At 67.2% G+C, this 24,207-nt stretch carries 16 protein-coding genes; 6 read left to right on the top strand and 10 right to left on the bottom strand.

Annotated features, from left to right (window positions below; genetic code table 11):
* Window positions 1-220: 220 nt before the first annotated feature.
* Window positions 221-1,942 carry an ATP-dependent RNA helicase RhlB gene (gene rhlB, locus ACMZPQ_RS13680; RefSeq protein ID WP_197582655.1) on the bottom strand — a complete coding sequence of 574 codons (1,722 nt, stop codon included), beginning with the start codon at window positions 1,940-1,942 and terminating at the stop codon, window positions 221-223.
* Between the two features lie 511 nt (window positions 1,943-2,453).
* Here rhlB and trxA point away from each other — a divergent pair.
* Together trxA and rho are read left to right on the top strand one after the other, a co-directional pair.
* On the top strand, window positions 2,454-2,783 hold the full coding sequence (gene trxA / locus ACMZPQ_RS13675) for a thioredoxin (protein WP_005411275.1): 330 nt from the start codon (window positions 2,454-2,456) through the stop codon (window positions 2,781-2,783).
* Window positions 2,784-3,011: 228 nt separating this feature from the next.
* Window positions 3,012-4,769 (top strand): transcription termination factor Rho, encoded by a 1,758-nt coding sequence (rho, locus tag ACMZPQ_RS13670; protein ID WP_197582654.1) that lies wholly within the window; start codon window positions 3,012-3,014, stop codon window positions 4,767-4,769.
* 109 nt (window positions 4,770-4,878) lie between these two features.
* Here rho and ACMZPQ_RS13665 read toward each other — a convergent pair whose 3' ends face one another.
* A complete protein-coding gene (locus ACMZPQ_RS13665) occupies window positions 4,879-7,410 on the bottom strand; it encodes a glycoside hydrolase family 3 protein (protein WP_197582653.1) in 2,532 nt (843 codons plus the stop codon).
* Window positions 7,411-7,751: 341 nt separating this feature from the next.
* Here ACMZPQ_RS13665 and ACMZPQ_RS13660 point away from each other — a divergent pair, with 341 nt between their 5' ends.
* Complete coding sequence (locus tag ACMZPQ_RS13660; protein WP_197582652.1) at window positions 7,752-8,759, top strand: substrate-binding domain-containing protein; 1,008 nt, start codon at window positions 7,752-7,754, stop codon at window positions 8,757-8,759.
* Between the two features lie 17 nt (window positions 8,760-8,776).
* On the opposite strand, the gene ACMZPQ_RS13655 is transcribed toward ACMZPQ_RS13660, so the two are convergent.
* A complete protein-coding gene (locus ACMZPQ_RS13655; protein ID WP_312646450.1) occupies window positions 8,777-9,997 on the bottom strand; it encodes a sugar MFS transporter in 1,221 nt (406 codons plus the stop codon).
* A 467-nt stretch (window positions 9,998-10,464) separates the two neighbouring features.
* Here ACMZPQ_RS13655 and ACMZPQ_RS13650 point away from each other — a divergent pair, with 467 nt between their 5' ends.
* The 3 genes from ACMZPQ_RS13650 to ACMZPQ_RS13640 all read left to right on the top strand — a co-directional run bounded on the left by ACMZPQ_RS13650 (window position 10,465) and on the right by ACMZPQ_RS13640 (window position 16,228).
* Window positions 10,465-13,461: a TonB-dependent receptor gene (locus tag ACMZPQ_RS13650; RefSeq protein ID WP_197582650.1), complete on the top strand. Its 2,997-nt coding sequence runs from the start codon at window positions 10,465-10,467 to the stop codon at window positions 13,459-13,461.
* Window positions 13,462-13,523: 62 nt separating this feature from the next.
* On the top strand, window positions 13,524-14,540 hold the full coding sequence (locus tag ACMZPQ_RS13645) for a cupin-like domain-containing protein (RefSeq protein ID WP_197582649.1): 1,017 nt from the start codon (window positions 13,524-13,526) through the stop codon (window positions 14,538-14,540).
* Window positions 14,541-14,653: 113 nt separating this feature from the next.
* Window positions 14,654-16,228: a sensor domain-containing diguanylate cyclase gene (locus tag ACMZPQ_RS13640; protein WP_197582648.1), complete on the top strand. Its 1,575-nt coding sequence runs from the start codon at window positions 14,654-14,656 to the stop codon at window positions 16,226-16,228.
* Window positions 16,229-16,262: 34 nt separating this feature from the next.
* Here ACMZPQ_RS13640 and ACMZPQ_RS13635 read toward each other — a convergent pair whose 3' ends face one another.
* From ACMZPQ_RS13635 to ACMZPQ_RS13605, 7 genes are all read right to left on the bottom strand, one after another.
* On the bottom strand, window positions 16,263-17,150 hold the full coding sequence (locus tag ACMZPQ_RS13635) for an energy transducer TonB (protein ID WP_197582647.1): 888 nt from the start codon (window positions 17,148-17,150) through the stop codon (window positions 16,263-16,265).
* 66 nt (window positions 17,151-17,216) lie between these two features.
* Entirely contained in the window at window positions 17,217-18,947 is a 1,731-nt protein-coding gene (gene aceK / locus ACMZPQ_RS13630; protein WP_197582646.1) for a bifunctional isocitrate dehydrogenase kinase/phosphatase, read from the bottom strand.
* A 146-nt stretch (window positions 18,948-19,093) separates the two neighbouring features.
* Window positions 19,094-19,453, bottom strand: coding sequence for a hypothetical protein (locus ACMZPQ_RS13625; protein ID WP_197582645.1), 360 nt, complete (start codon window positions 19,451-19,453; stop codon window positions 19,094-19,096).
* 53 nt (window positions 19,454-19,506) lie between these two features.
* Window positions 19,507-19,923, bottom strand: coding sequence for a roadblock/LC7 domain-containing protein (locus ACMZPQ_RS13620; RefSeq protein WP_197582644.1), 417 nt, complete (start codon window positions 19,921-19,923; stop codon window positions 19,507-19,509).
* On the bottom strand, window positions 19,916-20,464 hold the full coding sequence (locus ACMZPQ_RS13615; protein ID WP_197582643.1) for a GTP-binding protein: 549 nt from the start codon (window positions 20,462-20,464) through the stop codon (window positions 19,916-19,918). The genes ACMZPQ_RS13620 and ACMZPQ_RS13615 overlap by 8 nt, the downstream gene beginning before the upstream one ends.
* Window positions 20,457-21,422: a hypothetical protein gene (locus ACMZPQ_RS13610; RefSeq protein ID WP_197582642.1), complete on the bottom strand. Its 966-nt coding sequence runs from the start codon at window positions 21,420-21,422 to the stop codon at window positions 20,457-20,459. The genes ACMZPQ_RS13615 and ACMZPQ_RS13610 overlap by 8 nt, the downstream gene beginning before the upstream one ends.
* A gap of 315 nt (window positions 21,423-21,737) precedes the next feature.
* Window positions 21,738-23,960 carry an NADP-dependent isocitrate dehydrogenase gene (locus tag ACMZPQ_RS13605; protein ID WP_197582641.1) on the bottom strand — a complete coding sequence of 741 codons (2,223 nt, stop codon included), beginning with the start codon at window positions 23,958-23,960 and terminating at the stop codon, window positions 21,738-21,740.
* Between the last annotated feature and the right edge of the window lie 247 nt (window positions 23,961-24,207).

The raw sequence follows: 24,207 nt of genomic DNA, 5'->3' as shown, positions 1-24,207 counted from the left end.
CTGGCCGGCACCTGCGTGGATTGCCGGCCAGCGGCCGGCACTACCTTTCAAAGCCACCCGGCCCACGGTCGGGGGCCTGGTGGGTGCCGACCGTTGGTGGTGGGTGCCGACCGTTGGTGGTGGGTGCCGACCGTTGGTGGTGGGTGCCGACCGTTGGTCGGCACACCCTTGATGTCGCCCGACCAACGGTCGGGCGCTACCCGCTGGTCGGCAGCGCCGATCAGCTGCCCGACAGCATCCGGCGGATCTTGCGGCCGATGCGGGTCAGGAACGAATCGCCGGTATCAGCGGCGGTTCGCACCGGCTTGGCCATCACCTGCACCGGGGTGACCGGGCTGGCGCCGTTGCCGGCATTGGCCTGCACGCCCTCGGCACCTTCGACCGGACGGCCGTGGCGGCGACGACGGCGCTTGCGCGGCTTGCGCTCGCCCTCGGCGGCGCCTTCCGGCGCACCTTCGGCACGCGGCGGGCGCGGCGGACGCGGGGCCTGGGCTACCGCGGCCTCGGCACCTTCAACCGGCGCGGCTGCCGCCTGCTCGCCTTCCACGCGCGGCTTGCGCGGGCCACGCGAACGGCGCTCGCCGCTGCGCTCACCGTCGCGACGCTCGCCACGACCACCGCCGGAGCGGCCGCCACTGCGGCCACCACCACGACGCTCTTCCTCGGCGGCGCGGGCTTCGCGCGCTTCACGGAAGATCTGGCCGACGCTCTCGTTCTCTTCGCCTTCCTCGCCAGCGGCCGGGGCCGGACGTTCCGGGCGCGGCAGCGGGGTCAACAGCTCCTTGGTCACCGGCTCGGACGGAATCTTCTGCTCGATGTAGGCCTCGATATCCGGCAGGCCCATCGCGTAGCGCTCGCAGGCGAAACTGATCGCATCACCCTCTTCCCCCAGGCGCGCGGTACGGCCGATGCGGTGCACGTAGTCTTCGGCATCGAACGGCAGGTCGTAGTTGTAGACGTACTTGATGCCGTCGATATGCAGGCCGCGCGCGGCCACGTCGGTGGCCACCAGGATCTCCAGCTGGCCCTTCTGGAAGCGGTTGAGCAGGCTCTCGCGCTTCTTCTGCGGTACGTCGCCGGACAGCACGCCGACACGGTAGCCGGCCTTTTCCAGCGAACGGGCCACGCGCTCGACGAACACCTTGGTATTGACGAACACCATGGTGCGCGCGCCTTCGCTGCGCGACAGCAGGCCCAGCAGCAGCGGGATCTTCTCGTCGTCGGCCGGGAAGTAGATGCGCTGGCGCACGCGCGCGGCGGTGATGGTCTCGGCTTCGACCACCAGCTTCTGCGGCTCGTTCATGTGCTCGTAAGCCAGCTCCAGCACGCGGTGGCTGAGGGTGGCGCTGAACAGCAGGGTCTGGCGGATGGTGCGCTCGGGCATGCGGCGCAACAGGAAGCGGATGTCCTTGATGAAGCCCAGGTCGAACATGCGGTCGGCTTCGTCCAGCACGCAGATCTCGCAGGCGTGCAGCGACACCACCTTGTGCTGCTTGACGTAATCGATCAGGCGGCCCGGGGTGGCGATGATCACGTCCACGCCCTGCTGCAGCAGTTCGCGCTGCTTGTCGTAATCCACGCCGCCGTAGACCAGCGCGAAGCGCAGGCCCAGGTCGGAACCGAACTTCACCGCATCCTTGTGGATCTGGATGGCCAGTTCACGGGTCGGGGCGAGGATCAGCGCACGCGGATCTTCCGGCTTGCGGTCGGCCAGGGCCGGGCGGGTCAGCAGGCGGTTCACGACAGCGACCAGGAAGGCCAGCGTCTTGCCGGTGCCGGTCTGGGCCTGGCCGGCGACATCACCACCGGGAAGCGCGACGGGCAGGGTCAGCGCCTGGATCGGCGTGCAACGGGTGAATCCGGCTCCTTCAAGACCGGCCTGCAGGGCCGGATGCAGCTCGAAGGAGGAGAAGGTCAAATCGGTCAGCGGTTTGTCGCTCATGTGTCCGTCTTGGTATGGCCGCCGGCCCGTGGGGCGGCTGGCACTTCATCGTCTAGGGGCACCGTCGCAAACTGCGGCCCCTGCGGCGGGTTGGCAGGCTGGGACCACCGGGTCCGCACGCCGCACAATGGCTCAGTTTAACGCACTCGGGCCGGCAAACCGGAATGGGCCGTCTCACGCAGGTGAGAGACGATGGGTCTTCACCCAGCCACACCGGACTTGAATGAGCCGGCGCTGGACGCTGGTGTCGTCCGCTGCCATCCCCATTTCCAGGAAGACAGTGAAATCCGACACATACCGAGCTTCGAAGCGATCACGATACGCTGGGTTCCAGCCGGCGCCTGTCCCCGCCCTGCGATAGGGGTACACTGCCGGCCGTGAGCGTCCAGGCATCCCGCCGAACGCACCGTGGCAGTGCGCCACGAGGCAACGACGAGGGTCGCGCCACCGGGCATGGCCCAGTTCACCCACCTCCGGCATGGCCGGGTGCAATCCAAGACGAGAAACCAAGATGAGCGACAAGGTTGTACATGTCGGCGACGCCGACTTTGATAGCGCCGTACTGAATTCCAAGGAACCGGTGCTGGTCGATTTCTGGGCCGAGTGGTGTGGCCCGTGCAAGATGATCGCCCCTGCGCTGGACGAGCTGGCCGATGCCTACCAGGGCCGCGCCAAGATCGCCAAGGTCAACGTCGACCACAACCGTGCGCTGGCCGCCAAGTACCACGTGCGTTCGATTCCGTACCTGGTCGTGTTCAAGGACGGCGAGAAGGTCGGCGAGCAGATCGGTGCGGTGGGCAAGGCCCAGCTGGCCGGCCTGCTGGACAAGGCCCTGGCCTGATCCTGCTGTTTCGCGGCAGCCGCCGAGTGCGGCTGCCGTCGGGCGCACCGCGTCCATGATGAATGCTGTTCCCGGCAGCCCTTGCAAGGCGCCGCGGGCCGATGATAGTGTCGGCATATCCGGCCGCGCTCGCGTGCCGCACCCTCTGGACGCAGTTTCTTCCAGACCCATTCCCAACGTTCGCCGCCCCAGCCGGGCGCTCGCACCTTCAAGCGAGGAATAACGCTCTTGTCCGATAACACTTCCGAAACCGGCAGCGCCGATGCGCCCGCCGAAAAGCGCGTGCGCAAGCCCCGCGTGAGCAAGGCCGCCGCCCCGGCAGCCGCCGAAACCAGCGCCGCTCCGGCGCAGCCGACCCTGCCGCTGGCCGCCGCGCCCGAAGCGCCGGCACCGGCGCCAGCCGCACCTGCGCCGAGCGCGCCCGCTGCCGAGGCCCCCGCCAGCAGTGGCGGCGGTGAAGGCGGTGAAGGCCGCGAATCCGGCCAGCCGCGCCAGCAGAACCACCAGGGCGGTGGCCAGAACCAAGGCCAAGGCCAGGGCCAGAACAACAACCCCTACAACCAGAATGGCCAGCAGGGCCAGGGCAACCGCCGTGACCGCTTCCGCAACCGCCGCGACCGTGACCGTGGTGGCCGTGGCCGCGATGACGGCATGCCGCAGGATGGCGGCGAGCAGCAGCCCTTCGTGCCGCGCCCGCACGCCAACGTGCCCGAGGGCTTCCCGGTCTACTCGCTGAGCGACCTCAAGCGCATGCCGGCGCAGAAGCTGCTGGAAATCGCCGAGCAGCTGCAGATCTCCGAAGGCGTCGCCCGCGCCCGCAAGCAGGACGTCATCTTTGCCCTGCTGAAGGTGCTGACCCGCCACGGTGATGGCGTCGCCGCCGACGGTGTGCTGGAAATCCTGCCGGACGGCTTCGGCTTCCTGCGCGCGGCCGAAGCCAGCTACCTGGCTGGCCCGGACGACACCTATATCTCGCCCAGCCAGATCCGCCGCTTCAACCTGCGCACCGGCGACCACATCTCCGGCCGCATCCGCTTCCCGAAGGATGGCGAACGCTACTTCGCGCTGAACATCGTCGACACCATCAACGGTGAGCCGATCGAAGCGTCGAAGAACAAGGTGCTGTTCGAGAACCTGACCGCACTGTTCCCGCGTCGCCGCTTCACCCTGGAGCGTGGCAACGGTTCGTCGGAAGACATTACCGGCCGCATCCTCGACCTGATGGCACCGCAGGGCAAGGGCCAGCGCTCGCTCATCGTGTCCCAGCCGAAGGCGGGCAAGACGATGATGATGCAGCAGGTCGCCACGGCCATCACCACCAACCATCCGGACGTGCACCTGATCGTGCTGCTGATCGACGAGCGCCCGGAAGAAGTGACCGAAATGCAGCGCACCGTGCGCGGCGAGGTCATCAGCTCGACCTTCGACGAGCCGGCCGCGCGCCACGTGCAGGTGGCCGAAATGGTCATCGAGCGCGCCAAGCGCCTGGTCGAGCACAAGAAGGACGTGGTGATCCTGCTCGACTCGATCACCCGCCTGGCCCGCGCCTACAACAACGTGGTGCCGAGCTCGGGCAAGGTGCTGACCGGTGGTGTGGACGCCAATGCCCTGCACCGCCCGAAGCGCTTCTTCGGTGCCGCGCGCAACGTGGAAGAAGGCGGCAGCCTGACCATCATCGCCACCGCGCTGGTCGACACCGGCTCGAAGATGGACGAGGTGATCTACGAAGAGTTCAAGGGCACCGGCAACAGCGAAGTGCACCTGAGCCGTCGTATCGCTGAAAAGCGCGTGTTCCCGGCCATCGACATCAACCGTTCCGGCACCCGCCGCGAAGACCTGCTGATCGAACCGGAACTGCTGCAGAAGATCTGGATCCTGCGCAAGCTGCTGCATCCGATGGATGAAATGGCCGCGATGGAATTCCTGCTGGACAAGATGAAGAACACCAAGTCCAACGACGAGTTCTTCGGTTCCATGAAGCGCTAAGAGAAAAGCCCCGCACTGCGGGGCTTTTTTTGCCGCCGGGATAGGCGGCATCCACGCATGGCGTGGATCTACTGGTCGCACCGGGCGTGGCCCGGCGCGACCACGTGGCTTACGGGCAAGCCACCGCACCCTCGGCATTGGCCGTGTTGGCGGTCAGCTTGACCTGGGTGAAGGCCGCAGCAAACGGCGTGTCGGCCGTCACCACGAACGGGGCTTCCACCGCACCCAATGCCACGCCCTGCTTGGCAAAGCACGCCAGCGGCACGGTCACCGTCTGCTTCTGGCCGGGCGAGAGCGTGCCCAGCAGCGGGGCGATATCCACCCCGCCCTCGCAGCCGGTGCCGCATTGCATGGTCACCTTCACCGGCGATGCCGGGCGCTTCACCAGCTGCACGTCGAACTGCAGCGCACCATTGCTGCGCGCCAGCGCGCCCAGGTTGCGGCGCGACGTGCTGCGGGCGATCAACTGCGCCGGGGCCAGCCAGGTCACTTGCTTGGCGTCCTGCTGGGTGTTCACCTGCACGGTGCGCACCTGCACCACCGGCTTGGCAGCCGGCCAGCGCAGCGTGGCATTCAGATCATTGCCCAGCGGCTGCGTTGCGCCAGCGGCGGCCACGTGCAGTGCGAACGGCGGCGTGTCGGCGCGGTTGAAAATCGGCAGCACGGTCACTTCGCCGCAGCTGTCCTGGTTGGCCTCCTCCAACCGGGCGACCTTGCCCGCCTTGGCATAGCTCAGGCCATACCCCAGCGCGAACAGCGACGGCTTCTTCACATCGGGTTGGTCGATCGGCGCGGGGCACGGCACGCCCGGCCACGGGAAGCTGAGACGGCCACGGAAATCGTGCGCGGGCTTGCTGCCCTTTCCGGCCACCAGCACGTCGGTCACGCCCTTGCCTTCGGTGCCCGGCAGCCAGGCAGCAACGAAGGCGCTGGACAGGTTGAGCAGGTCGTTGGTGTACATCGGCCGGCCGGACATATAGACCGTCACCACCGGCTTGCCGGTCGCTGCGGCAGCCTTCAGCACCGCCAGGTCCTGCGGGTAGGCGCGGCTGTGGCTGACCGTGTCCGATGGAAGGATGTCGCCGTTGGTTTCCGCATACGGCGTTTCCCCGATCACCGCCAGCACCACGTCAAACGCCTCCGGGTCGATGCCCTGGCCATCGGCGCTGAAGCTGACCTTGTCCGTGCCCAGTTCGGCGCGCAGCGCGCCCAGCACCGAATCGGCGTTGGGGAAGTCGGCGTTCTTGTTCTCGGTCCCCTGCCAGGTCAACGACCAGCCACCGGATTGGTCGCCGATGCTGTCGGCGCCCTTGCCGACCACCAGCACGCGCGCATCGCGGTGCAACGGCAGCGCGTGGCCTTCATTCTTCAGCAGCACCAGCGATTCGCGCACCGCGCGGCGTGCCAGGTCGCGGTGCTGCACGGCCGTGGCATCGCCGGCATAACGGCTGTCGGACGGTTTGTGCTCGAACAGCCCGGCGCGCAGCTTCACCCGCAGGATGCGCGCCACCGCATCGTCGATGCGCGCCATCGGAATCTCACCCTTCTGCACCTGCGCGGTGGTGTTGTCGATGAAGGCCTTCCAGTCATCAGGCACCATCACCATATCGATGCCGGCATTGATGGCCTGCGCGCAACTGTCGTTGCGGCAGCCCGGCACCTGGGCGATGCCGTTCCAGTCGGAGACGACGAATCCATCGAAGCCCATCCTGTCCTTCAGCGCATCGGTCAGCAGCGCCTTGCTGCCGTGCATCTTGCCGTAGTCGACACCGGCGGCGCGGTCGTTCCAGCTGTTGAACGAGGCCATCACCGTCTGCGCCCCTTCGGCCAGCGCACCGTAGTAGCCCTGCGCATGCACATTGATCATCGTTGCCTTGTCGACCAGCGCCTCACCCTGGTCACGGCCGTTGTCGGTGGCGCCATCGCCCAGGTAGTGCTTGGCGGTGGTGACCACGTTGCCGTCATCCTTGAAGGCGCCCTGCGCGCCCTTGACGTAAGCGTGGGCGAAGCTGCGGATCACCGCCGGGTCGGACGAATAGCTTTCGTAGGTACGGCCCCAGCGCGGGTCGTGGGCCACGGCGAGGGTGGGCGCGAACACCCAGTCGATGCCGGTGGCGCGCACGGAGCGTGCAGTCGCCTCGCCGATGCGCTCGATCAGTTCGGCATCACCGGCCGCGCCCAGGCCGATGTTGTGCGGGAACAGGGTGGCGCCGAGCACATTGTTGTGGCCGTGCACCGCATCGGTACCCCAGATCACCGGCACCGGCGTCTTCGCATCGGTGGTCAGCGAGGCGGCATGGTAGGCATCGGCCAGCGTCAGCCATTCCTGCACGCTCGCGTGCTTGTCCATGCCCGGCCACGAGCCGCCGCCGTTGAGCACCGAGCCGATGTAGTAGCGGCGAACCTGCTCGGGCGTGATCGTCTTGATCTCGGCCTGGGTCATCTGCCCGATCTTCTGCGCCAGCGTCATCTGCGAAAGGATCTGCTGCACGCGGCGTTCGATGCCGGCGTCAGTGGCGATCGCGCTGTGCACGCGTGGCCAGTCCTGCAAGCGTTCGCCGCTGGCCGGTGCGGCCGCGGCGGGGACGGCAAGGGCGGCCAGCAGACAACTGGCAAGTAGGGTCTGGGTGGGGCGATTCACTGGGCTCTACCTCCGTGGATGAAGTTCCTGGCGTGCTCGGTGGTGGCGGCACGTTGGCATGGGCGCTTGCGCACCGCTCCTGACAGCGCTGTCATATAAGCCCGCCCACGTACTGTCAATCGGTCTTGCTGGACGCTGCCGCGCGGGTCCCACAACGACAGGCCCGCGCGCTTGTACGGCGGACTACAGTGGTACCGGGGTGCTGCATCGCGACAAGGAATCGGGACGTGCCAGCGCCCCTGCTGTCGTGGCAACATCCGCCTGCTTCGGCAACATCGACCGGGCCACCACGCACTACCATCGCGGCGTGCACGCAGCCTTCCAGGAGGATCCATCGCACCATGCGCAGTCGAATCGAGGATGTCGCCGCCGTTGCCGGGGTTTCGATCAAGACCGTGTCCCGCGTGCTCAACCATGAGCCCAACGTGCGCGAACAGACGCGCGAACGGGTGCTCGCGGCCGTGGCGCGGCTGGGCTACAAACCCAACCTGTCGGCGCGCAGCCTGGCCGGCCAGCGCTCTTACGCGTTGGCGCTGGTCTACAACAATCCATCGCGCAACTACCTGATGGAGATCCAGAGCGGCATGCTGGAAGCTTGCCATGCGCAGCACTACAACCTGATCCTGGGCCCGGTCGGGACCGGACGCCGCACCCTGCCCGACCTGGCCGCGCTGTTCGAGAACTCGCGCCCGGACGGGGTGGTGCTGATCCCGCCGCTGACCGACGACGAGGTGGTGCTGTCCTACCTGGAAGAGCACGACATCCCGTTCTCCTGCATCGCGCCGCGGCATCCGGACGGGCGTATCGGCGTGCGCATGGACGAAACCACGGCGGTGATCGAGCTGATCGGCCGGCTGGTCGCGCAGGGGCATCGGCGCATCGGCCACATCAAGGGTCCACGCGCGCACGGTGCCTGCCAGTGGCGCCACGCGGGTTATCGCCAGGCCCTGCGCGCGGCCGGAATCGCCTACGACCCGACGCTGGTGGTCGGCGGCCAGTTCTCGTTCGAATCGGGCGTGGACGCTGCCAATGCCCTGCTCGATCTGCGTGACCCGCCGACGGCGATCTTCGCCGCCAACGATGACATGGCCGCCGCGGTGTATCGGGTCGCCGGCGAACGGGGGCTGCGCATTCCGCGCGACCTGTCGGTGTGCGGCTTCGACGACACGCCGATCGCCGGCCACATCTACCCGGCACTGACCACCGTTCGGCAACCGACTTCGCACATGGGACGGCTGGCTACCGAGCAGCTGATCGAGCACATCCGCGCCGATCTGGCCGGAGGCATGATCACCGTCGAGCACACGGTGCTGGAGCGCGAATCCACCGCGCCGCCCCGCAAGCGCTGAACCCCGCGGCAGGCCGCTCACGGCGCCGGCAACCGTGAGCCCTTCCAGGCGTAGAAGGCAATGTACGCATAGCACAGCACCGGCAGCAGGAAAGAAAGCTGCAGGCCATGGTGGTCGGCCAGCCAGCCCATCGCCAGCGGAATGACCGCGCCGCCGACGATGGCCATCACCAGCAGGCTGGAGGCCTGCCCGGTGAGTGCCCCCAGGCGGGCAATGGCGAGGGCGAAGATGGTGGGGAACATGATGGAGTTGAACACGCCGATGCTGACCACGGCCCACGTGGCCACCCCGCCGCTGGTGGTGACGGTGATACCGAGCAGAACCACCACGGCCAGCGCGAATCCGCCCAGCAGGTGACGCGCATCCAGCCGCGCCAGCAGGGCCGCGCCCAGCAGCCGGCCGACCAGTGCGCCTCCCCAGTACAGCGACACGTAGCCGGTGGCCTGCTGCTCGGTCATGCCTTGGCCGATGCCCGGCGAGGACAGGAAGTTGACCAGCACGCTGCCGATGGACACCTCTGCACCGACGTAGAAGAAGATCGCCAGCACGCCCAGCCGCACGTGGCGGTGGCGCAGCGCATCCCACGCGCGCCCCTGCACACTGGCACGGCCTTCCACACCCTCGATGGCGGGCAGGCGGAGCATCCAGATCGCCGCGGCCAGCAGGAACAGCACCACGGCCAGGCCGAAATACGGCAGCTGCACCGACTGCGCCTCCGCGGCCCGATACGCCAGTGCCTCGGCCTGCGGCAGCAACGCCAGCTGCGCTTCGCTGCGCGGCTGTGCCGACAGGATCAGCAGGCCGCCGAACAACGGCGCCAGCGTCGTGCCCAGTGAGTTCATCGACTGTGCCAGCGTCAGCCGGCTGGAGCTGGTGCGCTCATCGCCGAGCAGCGCGACATAGGGATTGGCAGCGACCTGCAGCACGGTGATGCCGGTGGCCAGCACGAACAGCGCCGCCAGGAACAGGCCATACACATGCGCGGCCGCAGCCGGCCAAAACAGCAGCGCGCCCACACCGGCGATGGCCAGGCCGGCGACGATGCCGCGCTTGTAGCCGACCGCGGCAACCAAGCGACCGGCAGGCAGCGACATCAGGAAATAGGCGCCGAAGAACGTGAACTGGATCAGCATCGCCTGCACCCAGGTCAGGGCGAAGGCGGCCTTCAGGTGAGGGATCAGGATGTCGTTGAGGCAGGTGAGAAACCCCCACATGAAGAAGATCGCGGTGACCACCATCAGGGCGCGGGTCGAGCCCTGCACGTGGTGTCCACGAACGGTCGTTGCTGTGTCCAAAGTCTGTCCTCCCGGTCAGTGATTGAAGCCATCAAGCGGTCATGCGTGACGTGTGACGGTCATCCTGTTTGTCCAGCGCTGTCAGCCCGACAGCTCCCCTTGCCGATCTTCCGTGCGCCCCTCTCCGCGCAGTTTTGTTTTGCAGCGCACAACACGTTTGCGCACTCGGATTGGCAGCGCTGTCATTGCTGAAAAAACGCTGCGGATACTGCAGTACAAGCCAATTCGCCGATGCGCGTGGCGTTCTGGCAACGGTTACAGCCCCTGCTCGGCGACTACTCGTGCGGCGCTCTTGATGGCAGTTTGTTGACAACGCTGTCAACCGTGGCTCCAATCCGGCCACACGCACCAACCCTTGATTGAGACGACGCAGGACCGCCACCACCGAATTCCCTGGGGAGGGAGCTTCCATGAAGACGTACACGGCCGTACCTCGCAAGACGATGCTCACTTCCGCGCTGCTCGCGGCCCTGGCCGCGCCCGCCTGGGCGCAGGACGCACCCGCTGCGGGCCGCGATCCGGCCGACCCGGCCACGCTCGATACGGTGCAGGTCACCGGTATCCGCGGCAGCCTCACCTCTTCGATGAACCTCAAGCGCGACAGCCAGGGCGTGGTCGATGGCATCGTGGCCGAGGACATCGGCAAGTTCCCGGATACCAACCTGGCCGAGTCACTGCAGCGCATCAGCGGCGTGTCGATCGACCGTACCTCCAGCGGCGAAGGCTCCAAGGTGACCGTGCGCGGCATCGGCCCGGACTACAACCTGGTGCTGTTGAACGGCCGGCAGATGCCGGCGTCCAACCTCGGCATCGGCGGCGCCGGCCTGTCCAGTTCGCGCTCGTTCGACTTCGCCAACCTGGCCTCCGAATCGGTATCGGCGGTGGAGGTCTACAAGACCGGCCGCGCCGACAATCCGGCCGGTGGCATCGGTGCCACGATCAACATCAAGACGCTGCGTCCGCTGGAAGCCGAGCCGGTGATCAGCCTGGGCATGAAGGCGGTCAACGATTCGTCCAACGACAACCTGCCGCGCACGCTGCAGGGCGCCAGCGTGACCGGTGAACTGTCGGGCATCTTCAGCCAGCGCTACGCCGATGACCGCTTCGGCGTGGCCCTCAGCGCCAGCCACCAGGAACGCGATTCGGGATTCAACCAGGCCACCGTGGCCGAGGGCTGGGCGACGTTCCGAGGCAATGATGCCAGCGACGGCCGCGCCCTGCCGCAGCCGGGCCAGGGCTATTCGGACCGCATCACCAACCGCCCCGGCCCGAACGACGTTTACGGCCGCCCGCAGAACACCGCGTACAACGTCAACGCGGTGCAGCGCCAGCGCACCAACGGCCAGGCCACCTTCCAGTGGAAGCCGGCAGACAACGTGACCACCACGCTGGACTACACCTATGTCGAGAACAAGGTGCAGCAGCAGCGCAGCGAGCTGTCGGTATGGTTCAACTACGGTCCCGGCGACAGCACCTGGACCAACGGCCCGGTGTCGGCGCCGATCATCTACAGCGAGGACATGACCGGGTCGGACGTGTCGATGGGCGGCATGAAGCTGGCCACCAGGAACACCATGCATTCGCTGGGCTTCAACGTCGACTGGGAAGTCAACGACGCGCTGGACCTGTCCTTCGACGCGCACAACTCCACCGCCGAATCGCAGCCGGATGGCCCGTACGGCTCGGCCGGCGTGCTCGGCGTGGCGGCGTTCGTGCGTGGCAAGACCACCGTGGATTACAGCGGCGACCTGCCGATCATCCACATGGAGCTGCCGCCGGGTGGCGTGCAGCCGTCGCAGGCCCTGGTCACCGGTTCGGTGTTCCAGAACAGCTACAACAAATCCAAGGTGGCGCAGTACCAGGGGCGCGGCACTTTCCGCTTCGCCGATTACTCCGCGCTGGATTTCGGCGCCGGCTTCGCCAAGGTCGAAAACCGCTCGGCCTCGGCCATCACGCAGCGGAACTCGTGGGGCGGGTTGGGCAATCCGGGCGACTACGATGACAGCATCTGGTACGCCGACGACATGAGCCGCTACTTCAAGTCGTTCTCCGGCCATAACGATCCACGCATGACCGGCCGCTTCCTGGTGTTCGATTTCGACCGCCTGCGCGAACGCGCCGCCCAGGTCGGTACCGAGGCCGATCCAGCATGCCCGACCTGCTATGTGGCGCCGACCGAGTACTCCGAAGACATCCGCACCACTGAGAAGTCCAAGAGCGCCTATGCGCAGTACCGCACCACGTTCGACTGGGCGATGCCGCTGCACGTGGCGGCCGGCGTTCGCTACGAGCAGACCGAAGTGGAATCGCTGGCGCTGGTCCGCGTTCCCAACGGCATCAGCTGGGGTTCGGCCAACGAGTTCAACATCACCTATGCGCCCAGCGGTACCTTTGTCGGCGGCAAAGGCAAGTACGACTACGTGCTGCCGAACCTGGACCTGAAGCTGGACATCAATGATGCGCTGGCACTGCGCGGCAGCTACAGCCGCAGCATCGGCCGGCCGGGTTGGACGCAGATCCAGAGCGGTTCGCGCGTGGATGACATCGTGCGCACCCAGGGCGGCACCGGTTCGCGGGGCAACCCGGCACTGGAGCCGCTGGTGTCGGACAACTTCGACCTGTCACTGGAGTGGTACTACGGCGACGCCAGCTACGCGTCGGTCGGCTTCTTCCGCAAGAACATCAAGAACTTCATCAGCAACACCATCGTGCGCGAGAACACCGGCAACCTGCACACGCCGGTGGGCGGCGCCTACTGGAACGAAGCGCTGGCCTCGGGCTGCGGCGCAACCGACATGCCGTGCATCCGCGACTACATCTTCACCAATCATGCCGGCGCGCCCGGCGTGAACTACACCGGCCGCAACTCGGCCGGGCAGATGACCGGCACCATCACCGGCCAGCCCGGCGATCCGGTGGCCGGCTTCGATACCACCGTGCCGGCCAATCAGCACTCCGACCACCTGCAGGGCTGGGAAGTGGCGGTGCAGCACCTGTTCGGCCAGTCCGGCTTCGGCGTGGCGGCCAACTACACCAAGGTGAAGTCGGGCCTGACCTTCGACAATTTCAGCCTGGGTGACCAGTACCCGATGATCGGCCTGAGCGACTCGGCCAACGTCGTGGCGTTCTACGAGAAGTACAAGTGGCAGATCCGTGCGGCCTACAACTGGCGCGACAAGTTCCTCAACGGCATCGGCGGCCAGGGCCCGAACCCGAACTACACCGCGGCCTACGGCCAGGTCGATCTCAACATCAGCTACGCGGTCAGCGACCGGCTGACGCTGAGCCTGGAAGCGATCAACCTGACCGACGAGACCATGCGCACCTACGCGCGCCACACCAACATGCTGCGCTATGCCACCCAGACCGGGCCGCGCTACATGTTTGGCATGCGCTACAAGTTCTGACCGGCTGCGGTACTGTGGAGCCGAGCGTCGCCTCGGCTCCACACTGCCCCGGACACCCGCGCATGCTGCCCCTGCCCCGCCCCATCGAAGAAGTCCACGGCCTGCAACCGGCAGACCTGCCCGCGCACCTGCCCGGCTGGACCACGCCCAAGGTGATCCGCGGGCTGGTGTCGCACTGGCCCGTGGTCTCCGCAGCGCAGGTATCGCCTGCTGCGGTGGTAGCGCATCTGGCCGGCTTCGACCCGGGCCAGATGCCGGTCACCGCTACCACGGCGGCGCCCGAGGCCAGCGGCCGGCTGTTCTACAACGAGGACATGAGCGGCTTCAATTTCCGCCGCGAACAGGTGCCGCTGAAGGTGGTACTGGCCACGTTGCTGAAGTACGCCGGCCATCCGTCGCCACCGTCGATCTACGTGGCCTCGACCACGCTGGACAGCTTCCTGCCCGGCTTCAGCGCACGCAATCCACTGCCGCTGGGCGTCGCCGATCCGCTCAGCAGCATCTGGATCGGCAACCGCTCGCGCATCGCCGCGCATCAGGATGTGCCCGACAACCTCGCCTGCGTTGCCGCCGGACGGCGCCGGGTCACCCTGTTCGCACCCGAGCAGGTGCGCAACCTGTACATCGGCCCGCTGGATTTCACCCCCGCCGGCCAGGCGATCAGCCTGGTTGACTTCCATGCACCCGATTTCGAGCGGTTTCCACGCTTCCGCGAGGCGCTGGCGCAGGCACAGGTGGCTGAACTGGCGCCCGGCGACGCGGTCTACATTCCCTCGCTGTGGTGGCACCACATGGAAGGGCTGGAGGCGTTCAACGTGCTGGTCAACAGCTGGTGGCGCCCAGTGCCGGCATGGATGGATTCACCGATGAACGCACTGATGCTGTCGATCCTCGCGCTGCGTGATCTACCCGAAGCGCAGCGCGCGCACTGGCGCGCAATGCTCGATCACTATGTGTTCGACGCCGATCTTTCGACCAGCGCGCATATTCCGCCGCAGGTGCGCGGCGTGCTGGCCCCGTTGCAGGCCGGGAGCGCCGAGCAGATCCGCCAGACCCTGCGGCAGCGCCTGCAGCGCTGACCATCGCAGCGGCCGCGCGCTTCACCGCAGCGGCTCGGTTTGTGGCGATAATGAGGCCCCGCACCCGGCGGCGCCCGTGCGCGCTGCGCGCCCTCCGCCCGACCCTGCCCCGCATGCGCCTGATTTCGCCCCGCCTCAACCTGGGCAAGCTGATCCTTGCCCTGGCCCTGCTCAGCGCCATCATCGCGCTGGCCAATACCCTGCTGGCCAGCTATCGGGTGCAGCGCGACCAGCTGGTCGGCAACACCCTGGAAGCCAACCGCGTCTATGCCACCAAACTGGCAGAGACCACCCAGAACTTCCTGTTGGGTGCGCAACAGGAGCTGGCCTACGCCGCCACCCGGCTCGGCCAAGGCAACCTCGATCCGGCCCAGGCCCAGGACGAGGCCAGCCGGCTACAGCTGCAGACCAACAGTTTCAACTCCTCGCTGGTGGTGGATGCCGACGGCCTGGTGATCGCCACCTCGCCACAGACCCTGCAGCTGCAGGGCGAGGTGCTGCACAGCGTCGGCAACAACGCCGCCCTGGCCGCGCGCCAGCCGATGATCAGCGATCCGTACCAGTCGGCCACCGGAAAGCTGCTGGTCTCGCTGTCGCATCCGATCTTCGACCGCAGCGGCCACTATCGCGGTTACGTCAGCGGCACCCTGTACCTGCGCCAGCGCAGTGCGTTGCACACGCTGCTGGGCAAGCACTATTACCGCGACGGTTCCTATCTTTACGTGGTCGACCGTCATGGTCGCCTGCTGTACCACGCCGACGGCAAGCGGGTCGGTGACTACGTGGTGGGCAACCCGGCGGTGAAGGCCGTGGTGCGCGGTGAACGCGGCGCGCAGCAGGTGCGCAACAACCTCGGCGTGTCGATGCTGGCCGGCTACGCGCCAGTGCCGGCCACCGGCTGGGGCATCATTGCCCAGCGCCCGACCGAGGCCACGCTGCAGCCGCTGTCGCGGCTGATGACCGCGGTGATCTGGAACGCGATCCCGCTGGGCGTGTTGTCATTGCTGGTCACCTGGTGGTTCGCTCGCCGCATCTCGCTGCCGCTGTGGCAACTGGCGCGCAACGTACAGGGCGGCGAAGACACCGGCAACGCGATCACCCACGTCAGCGGCATCCGCGCCTGGTACTTCGAGGTCGCGCAGCTGAAGCATGCGGTATTGCACAGCTTCAACGCCCTGCAGGACCGCATCGGCACGCTCAACCGCGCCAGCCGCACCGACCCGCTGACCGGCCTGCTCAATCGCCGTGGCCTGCAGCAGGCACTGGATGCGCTGCAGGTGCAGGGCATTCCGTTCGCGATCCTGGCATTGGACATCGACCGCTTCAAGTTGATCAATGACGGCCACGGCCATGACGTCGGCGATGCCGCCATCATCCATATCGCCGACCAGATGCGCCGCTACTCGCGCGACAGCGACATTCTGTGCCGGGCCGGTGGCGAGGAATTCCTGCTGCTGTTGCCCGGCATCGGCACCGAATCGGCGCGCCAGGCTGCCGAACGCCTGCGCCAGCACATCGCCGACCACCCGTTCGAACCGGTGGGTACCATCACGGTCTCGCTGGGCGTGGCCCACTTCCCCAGCTTCCATGTCGATGCCGAGCAGGCGCTGCGGCTGGCCGACAAGGCGCTGTACCTGGCCAAGGAACAGGGCCGCAACCGGGTGGTGGTCTACCCCTACGCCGACTGACGCGGAGCCGGGCTGCCCGGCTCCGCCATCGCGCTCAGCCCTGTTCCAGCGGGGTGAGCAGGCGCAGGCCGCGCTTGGCGCTGTCGACCATGTAGACGCCGCCTTCGGGAAGCAGGTCGCTGCCGGTGTCCGCAGCCTCACCGGTCACCCAGGGTGCGCGCTGTTTCGGTCCCGGAATGAAGGCCCGCCAGCGGCCATTGCGCTCGACTGCGGCATTGTGATCATCCGAAAACGCATAGCTCACCGGCACGCGCACCGACCAGAACTCGCTTGAGACCTCCTCGCCGCTGGTCGGGGGAATGAAGGTCCATTTGCGCGCAGTGTTGATGCTGGCCTTGGCCAGCACATCGCGCAGCTTGGCCATGGTCCGCTCCGGCCCCGCCACGGTCATGTTGACCTGCTCGGCAATGACGTCGGCCACGGTGCCGTCACGGGCGACCTTGACGATCAGGACCACGTCCCCCTGGCCACCGACCCTGATCGCCTCGTCCGGATAGCGCGGCGGCGTCAGCCGCTTTGCGGTCACCGAATCGGTGGCCTTCGGGTCGTACTCGCTGAAATCCACGCTGGTCATGCTGACTTCGTAGTCGCCCTTGCCGGTGGACTTGCCGCGCAGGCGCACGCGCAGGGGCGCCTGCGCGGCGACGGCCTTGCCGTCCACGAGCGTCGGTTCGAAGCGCCAGGGGCGAATGGTACGTTCAACAAAGGCTGCGACACCTGCACCAATGTTCGCCTTCTGGTCGAGCACCAGGTTGCTGACCGTGCCTTCCGCGGTGACCTCGATCTTTCCGGTCAGGGTCATGCTCAGTTCGGTGGTGGCACGCACCGCGCGCGTGGTCTGCGCGCTGGCATCGGCAGGAAGCAGGGAAGCGCCGGCACCGACGGCCAACGCAAGGGCGAGGAACAGGTGGGAGCGCATCATTGCCGGATCCTTGGTGATGAACCCCGAGCGTAACGCAAGCTTCACACCCGCAACAGTGGGGCCTGGCTAGGCCAAACGGTGGGCCGCCGCGTAGGGCGGCGTATCGGGGTAGTCGGCGTTGGCGAAGCGCGCCTGCAGGCCCTGCCACCAGGCCGGGTCGAACAGATGCCGGTAGTGCTCGCGCACCGCCGCCAGTTCGCCGGCCGGCAGGCCCATGAACGGGCCGAAGCGCTCGGGGAATACGTCACGCGGGCCGACATGGAACCACGGTTCATCGGACAGCGCTTCTTCCGGTGTACGCGGCTGTGGCCAGGCTCGGAACACGCAGTCGCTGACCAGGCACAGCTCATCGTAGTCGTAGAACACAGCGCGTCCGTGCCGCGACACGCCGAAGTTCTTCGGCAGCATGTCGCCGGGGAAGATGTTGTTGCGCGCCATGTCGGTGATCGCCTGGGCATAGTCGAGCACCGCAGCGCGCACCGCTTCACCGCCCTGCTCGCGCAGGTACAGGTTCAACGGGCGGAAGCGGCGCTGCACATAGCACAGCGCGATCTCCACCTCATCGCCATCGATGCGCACGCTCTGCGCGCACTGCTGCAGCAGCTCCTCCAGCAAGGCCGGCGCGAAACGATCCCGTGGGAAGCGCAGGTGGCGATAGGGCTGTGCATCCAGCAGGCGGCCGACGCGGTCGAGGTTGAACACCAGCGCGTACTTCTCTTCCACCTGCTGCCGCGACATCGTCTTGGGCCAGGCGAAGCGATCGCGGATCAGCTTGAACACCAGCGGATAGCTGGGCAGCGTGAACACTGCCATGACCATGCCCGGCGTGCCTTCGGCATGCGCCAGCCGCTCCTGCGGATGCTCGTTGAAGTGGCGGAAGAAAGTGCGGTAGCGTTCGGTCTTGCCCTGCTTGGCGCGGCCCAGCACGGTGTAGATCTCGTCGATCGGCTTGCCCGGCAGCAGGCTGCGCAGGAATACCACCGCATCGCCAACCGTGGCCAGGTTGGCCTGGAAATAGCTGCGCGACACGCCGAACAGATGGGCCACGTCGCGGCGCCGGGTCAGCACCGCGTCGGCACGCAGGCCGCGCTCGTCGTTGACCAGCGCGATCACGCACGGTGAGAATCGATGCTCGCCGAACACGCGGCCAACCAGGTAGGCGCGGCGCTCCCGGTAGAACACGGTGTCGAGCAGCTCGATGCTGCGCACCGGCGTATCGCCCCAATGCGCAAGGTCATCCTGCAGGCGCACCGCGATCGCCGCCGCGCAGCGCAACTGATGGGCATACGGAATATCGAAGCGATAATCGGCCAGCACCCGCTGCAGTGCCTCCACCGGCCGCGTCGCCGAGACGGCATAGGTATGGCGCGCGACCGGATGAGTGATGGCATCGGACGGCTCGACATCGAAGGCGATGAACTCCAGCGCCGGATCCACGCCGCAGGTGCCGAACAGCCGTCGCGACAGCGTGTTGTAGAAGGTCTTGTACAGCTCGGCGTCGATCAGCCCCTGCAGCAGCGCGCTGTACTGCGCATGCACCTGCAGCCACAACGCGCGCTCACCGACCGCCTCGCCGGCAAGGCGGCGCAGCGCATCCATCTGCGTTGCAATGCACAGGTCGTACAGGGCGATGCGCTCGACGGCATCCTGGCGGGCACCGGGCCAGTCGCGCTGCTCGAAGCGCTGCCGCGCACGCGCGGTCACTGCGGCGAATCGAGCGTGGTACTCCTCGAAGCCATCACGGATGGCCACCGCAATACGCGGTGCCAGGTCTGCGGCAATGTCGGGTCGGGACATGCACGGCTCGGCAGGAGGACAGGCATCCACCATACGCTGGCGTGTGTGGCGCCGTCGAGCGCTCAGGTAGTGCCGGCCGCTGGCCGGCAGCCCCTGGACCGCCGGTGGATCCATGCAGATGCCGGCCAACGGCCGGCACTACCGGCTCAGATCGCCAGATCGGCCTCGACGTCCTGCACCTTACGCCGGGCCAGCGCGAGGTTGGACTTGGTGCGGTCGAGCACGATGTAGAAGAACAGGCCCTTCTTCTTCGCTACCGGGCGCATGATGTGGTACGCCTTGCCCAGTGAAATCAGGATGTCCTCGATCGTGTCGTTGAGGTTCAGCGACGCGGCGGTCTTCATCTTGGCGCGGATCACTTCGGTATTGCCGGCGGCGGCCACTTCCATGTCCATGCCGGCACCGGCCTCACCCAGCAGCATGCCGCTTTCGTAGTCGACCAGCGCCACGGCCTGCGCGCCATCAATGCCCATCAGTGCATTCAACGATTCAGTCAATCCAGCCACGTCCGCTCCCCTTTCAAGAGTGATCCGAGCCCCACGTTCCCCTGCGGCCGGGCTCACGATCCGCCGAGTTCGGCCAGGATTGCCTGGCCACATTCCCTGCTCTGCCACAGCACCTGGCCGATCACGCTGCGCTGGTCGCAGGCCGCCATCAACAGCAGCGGCGCGCGCCCTTCGGCCTGGATGGCCAGCATCAGCACCTTGCCGCCTGCGGCCTCCAGCATCAGCGTCTGCAGATCGCCCAGCACCAGTTCGCGGCCCACCGCTGCGGCCAGCGCCAGCATCGCGCTGGTCATCGCCGCCAGCCGTTCGCCACGCCCTTCGGCGCCGGCACTGACCAGCGCAAAGCCATCGACGCTGGCCAGCACCACCGTGCGTACGCCTTCCACCCGTTGCCGCAGATCCTGCAGCAACGGCTGCAATCGCTCGCACTGGCATGCATCGGGCAGGACCACCACCTGCCCGTCAGCCATGTGCGGCCACCAGCGCATGCGCTTCCATCTCGCCCATCAACACATCCATCAGCAGCAGCCCCTGTTCGCGCTCGCGGGCATCGACCGCCAACAGTGGCAGCGGTTGATCATCAAGGCAGGCACATGCGGCCCAGTCGTCCAGCACGGCATGCGGCGCCTGGTCGAGATGGGTGACGGCCACCACCAGCGCCAGCGCCGGGGCGAAGGGCCGCAGCACCTGCAGGTAGCCCTGCAGCTCGGCGGCCACGCCCGTGCGGCGAGCGTCCAGCAGCAGCACGGCGCCACGCGCGCCCTGCAGCAGGATCGGCCACAGAAAGTCGAAACGCTGCTGGCCGGGCGTGCCGTACAGGCGCAACCGCTCGCCATTGGGCAGATCGATGTCGGCATAGTCCAGCGCGACCGTGGTCGATGCTTTGTCGGCGCCGAGGCGGTCACTGTTGGCCACATCGGTATCGACCACGGCGCCGGCCGCGATGCTGCGCACCAGGGTGGACTTGCCGCTGCCCATTCCTCCCAGCACCACCACCTTGTGCTCACGCATTGCGCTCGCTCCCGCGCAGGTGCCGCCACAACCGGGCCAGCAGGCCGTGGTCGGTCGCGCTCGCCGCGCGCGCCATCGCCGGTGCGGCGGCAGTTGCCTGCAGCTGCGCGTAGCCGCACAGGTAAGCAGCATGGATGAAGTCACGCACGGCAGCGGCCGGCAGGTCGAGCAGCATCGCGCACTCGTCCACCGTGCAGGCGCGCTTGAGCAGCAGCGAGCACAGGCGGAAGCCATCATGGTCGTGGCCGAGTACGCGGAAGTCGGGCCAGCGCAGCAGCTTCACCGAGGCGCTGCGCAGGCGCTCATCCAGCAACTGCCAGTGCCGGCTGCGCTGTGCCCATTGCCACAGCAGCGGGCGCAGTGGCTGGCGTGGCCGGTCCCCTGCCAGCGCCTGCAACCGTGCCGGTGTCAGCGCGTCCAGCTGCAGGCGCTCGAAGGCGTCGGCCAGGCGCTCCACCAGCGCGGCAGCAGGTTCCTCCAGCAGCACTGCATGGTCATGTTCCAGATCCATCAGCAGCAGGGGTTCGCCGGCATCGCTCAGCAGCGCCTGGCCCTGCCGCAGCGGCAGCCGCTCACGCAGCAGGCGGGTGATGGCGTGCGCACCATCGGCCAGGCGGATCGGTGCCGATACGTGCATGGCCAAAGGTTCCGGGTCGGCCTGCATGCCTCGCAGCGCGCGCCCGATGGCGCCATCGTCGAGCACGTCCTGATGGCCATCGCCGGCACGCAACTGGCCAACCGGGTCCTCGATCCAGCACTGCAGGCGCGGTCGCTGCTGGCGCATGCGCAGGGCCGCATTGCGCAGCGCCGGGGTATCGCGGATGACCAGCAGGTCACAATCGTCCAGATCCTGGCTGCGGCGGATCTGGCCATCGGGCAGTGCCGAAGCCAAGCGTAGCCGCTGCAGCAGGGCCTGCTCGCCCTGGATGTCGGTTCCCACTACCAGCACGCGTGCCATCGGTGTTCCCCGTGCGACCACCTCCCCGGTGGTCTCGCGTCGCCAAGGCTAGGGCATCGCCAGCGCCAACCGTCGTGATCGACTGCTCAGATTTGCGGTGAACGCGAAAACCCCGATCTGCGTTCTGCGACAACCATCGTGGGCAAGTTTCATGCCCCCTTGACGGGGTTACGACAGTCGACGGATTTCACGGTTCGGGATGCCCGGCCGTTGGGGTCAGATCCCTTTCGCCGTGCCAAAGGGATCTGACCCCAGCGGGAAAAAGAAACCCGCGCCGAAGCGCGGGTTCCGGGGTCACACGCGGACGGCGATGAATCAGCCGCGCAGCTGTTCCAGCGCGGCGTTGAAGGTCGCGCTCGGGCGCATCGCCTTGCTGGCCTTGGCCACGTCCGGACGGTAGTAGCCGCCGATGTCCACGGCGTTGCCCTGCACCGCGATCAACTCATCGACGATCTTCTGCTCGTTGTCGGTCAGCGCCTTGGCCAGGGGCGCGAAGCGTGCCTTCAGCGCGGCATCTTCGTCCTGCGCGGCCAGGGCCTGGGCCCAGTACAGCGCGATGTAGAAGTGGCTGCCCCGATTGTCGATGCCACCCAGCTTGCGCGACGGCGACTTGTCATTGTCCAGGAACTGGCCGTTGGCTTCGTCCAGCGCCTTGGCCAGCACGCGGGCAGCGGCGTTGTCGTAACGGTTGCCCAGGTGTTCCAGCGACGCGGCCAGGGCCAGGAACTCACCCAGCGAATCCCAGCGCAGGTAGTCCTCTTCGACGAACTGCTGCACGTGCTTCGGGGCCGAGCCGCCGGCGCCGGTCTCGAACAGGCCGCCACCGGCCATCAGCGGCACGATCGACAGCATCTTGGCGCTGGTGCCCAGCTCCATGATCGGGAACAGGTCGGTGAGGTAGTCGCGCAGCACGTTGCCGGTCACCGAGATGGTGTCCTCACCCTTGCGGATGCGGTCCAGCGAGAATGCGGTGGCCTCCACCGGCGGCAGGATGCGGATGTCCAGGCCGGCGGTGTCGTGGTTCTTCAGGTAGGTTTCGACCTTGGCGATGACCTGTGCGTCGTGGGCACGGGCGGCGTCCAGCCAGAACACGGCCGGGGTGCTGCTCAGGCGGGCGCGTTCGACGGCCAGCTTCACCCAGTCCTGGATCGGCGCATCCTTGGTCTGGCACATGCGCCAGATGTCACCGGCTTCCACGGCGTGCTCGAACACCACGTTGCCGGCATCGTCGGTGACCTTGACCACGCCGTCGGCGGCGATCTGGAAGGTCTTGTCGTGCGAGCCGTACTCTTCGGCCTTCTGCGCCATCAGGCCGACGTTCGGCACCGAGCCCATGGTGGCCGGATCGAAGGCACCGTGCGCCTTGCAGTCGTCGATGACGGCCTGGTAGACGCCGGCATAGCAGCGGTCCGGGATGACCGCCTTGGTGTCCTGCAGCTTCCCTTCGGCGTTCCACATCTTGCCGGAGTCGCGGATCATCGCCGGCATCGAGGCGTCGACGATGACGTCGCTCGGCACGTGCAGGTTGGTGATGCCCTTGTCCGAGTTGACCATGGCCACGCCCGGACGCTGTGCGTACTCGGCGGCCAGGTCGGCTTCGATCGCGGCGCGGGTGGCTTCCGGCAGCGACGGCAGGCGCGCGGCCAGGTCACCGATGCCGTTGTTGGCGTCGAAACCGGCCTGCTTGAGCACATCGGCGTGCTTGGCCAGCACGTCCTTGTAGAACTCGTTGACCGCCACGCCGAACATGATCGGGTCGGAGACCTTCATCATGGTCGCCTTCAGGTGCAGCGAGAACAGCACGCCCTGGGCCTTGGCATCGGCGATCTGCTCAGCGATGAACGCGGCCAGCGCCTTGCGGCTCATCACCGCGGCATCGACGATCTCGCCGGCCTTGACAGCGGTCTTTTCCTTCAGCACGACGGCGCTGCCGTCCTTGCCGTGGAAGGTGATCTTCAGCGAACCGGCATTGGCCAGGGTGGCCGACTTCTCGCTGCCGTAGAAGTCACCGGCGGCCATGTGCGCGACGTGCGACTTCGAATCCGACGCCCAGGCGCCCATGCGGTGCGGGTGCTTGCGCGCGTAGTTCTTCACCGACAGCGGTGCGCGGCGATCGGAATTGCCTTCGCGCAGCACCGGGTTGACCGCGCTGCCCTTGACCTTGTCATAGCGCGCCTTGTAGTCGCGCTGCTGGTCGTCGGCCGGGGTTTCCGGGTAATCCGGCAGCGGATAGCCCTGGTCCTGCAGTTCCTTGATGGCCGCCTTCAGCTGCGGCACCGATGCCGAAATGTTCGGCAGCTTGATGATGTTGGCGTCCGGGGTGGTCGCCAGCTGGCCCAGCTCGGCCAGGTCGTCGCTGACCTTCTGCGCATCGCTCAGCAGTTCCGGGAACAGCGACAGGATGCGGCCGGACAGCGAGATGTCACGGGTTTCCACCACGATGCCAGCGGTGGCGGTGTAGGCATCGACGATCGGCAGCAGCGACTGGGTGGCCAGGAACGGTGCTTCGTCGGTCAGCGTGTAGAGGATCTTGGACATGGGGGACTTGGACTCTGTAGCGGTTCTCAGGGGAAGGCCGGCGCAGGCGCCGTGCCACGTGCAACCGTGTCACTTTCCCCCGTCGCCGTCAGGGTGGGCGCGCGGCGGGGAAACTCCTGCATTGTCGCGTTTTCAGCCGCGCGGGGCAAAGCCGCGCCATACGCGGAAGTACTGCGCCCCGGCAACGCTGTGATCCATCCACGCGTGGCGTGGATGAAGCCCGGTCCGGTTGTCAGTGGATCCACGC

Source organism: Stenotrophomonas maltophilia (assembly GCF_047497515.2).
Lineage (GTDB): Bacteria > Pseudomonadota > Gammaproteobacteria > Xanthomonadales > Xanthomonadaceae > Stenotrophomonas.
The sequence above is the reverse complement of the archived record's forward strand: the minus strand, read 5'-3'. Positions and strand labels throughout refer to the sequence as shown.

What these genes read in the sequence shown, in the direction of transcription:
- trxA (WP_005411275.1), top strand. Translation starts at nt 2,454, where the DNA reads ATGAGCGACAAGGTTGTACATGTCGGCGACGCCGACTTTGATAGCGCC.
- ACMZPQ_RS13620 (WP_197582644.1), bottom strand. Translation starts at nt 19,923, where the DNA reads ATGGCTGACGGGCAGGTGGTGGTCCTGCCCGATGCATGCCAGTGCGAG.
- ACMZPQ_RS13635 (WP_197582647.1), bottom strand. Translation starts at nt 17,150, where the DNA reads ATGATGCGCTCCCACCTGTTCCTCGCCCTTGCGTTGGCCGTCGGTGCC.
- ACMZPQ_RS13650 (WP_197582650.1), top strand. Translation starts at nt 10,465, where the DNA reads ATGAAGACGTACACGGCCGTACCTCGCAAGACGATGCTCACTTCCGCG.
- ACMZPQ_RS13655 (WP_312646450.1), bottom strand. Translation starts at nt 9,997, where the DNA reads ATGGTGGTCACCGCGATCTTCTTCATGTGGGGGTTTCTCACCTGCCTC.
- ACMZPQ_RS13605 (WP_197582641.1), bottom strand. Translation starts at nt 23,960, where the DNA reads ATGTCCAAGATCCTCTACACGCTGACCGACGAAGCACCGTTCCTGGCC.
- ACMZPQ_RS13640 (WP_197582648.1), top strand. Translation starts at nt 14,654, where the DNA reads ATGCGCCTGATTTCGCCCCGCCTCAACCTGGGCAAGCTGATCCTTGCC.
- ACMZPQ_RS13645 (WP_197582649.1), top strand. Translation starts at nt 13,524, where the DNA reads ATGCTGCCCCTGCCCCGCCCCATCGAAGAAGTCCACGGCCTGCAACCG.
- aceK (WP_197582646.1), bottom strand. Translation starts at nt 18,947, where the DNA reads ATGTCCCGACCCGACATTGCCGCAGACCTGGCACCGCGTATTGCGGTG.
- ACMZPQ_RS13610 (WP_197582642.1), bottom strand. Translation starts at nt 21,422, where the DNA reads ATGGCACGCGTGCTGGTAGTGGGAACCGACATCCAGGGCGAGCAGGCC.
- ACMZPQ_RS13615 (WP_197582643.1), bottom strand. Translation starts at nt 20,464, where the DNA reads ATGCGTGAGCACAAGGTGGTGGTGCTGGGAGGAATGGGCAGCGGCAAG.
- ACMZPQ_RS13660 (WP_197582652.1), top strand. Translation starts at nt 7,752, where the DNA reads ATGCGCAGTCGAATCGAGGATGTCGCCGCCGTTGCCGGGGTTTCGATC.
- rhlB (WP_197582655.1), bottom strand. Translation starts at nt 1,942, where the DNA reads ATGAGCGACAAACCGCTGACCGATTTGACCTTCTCCTCCTTCGAGCTG.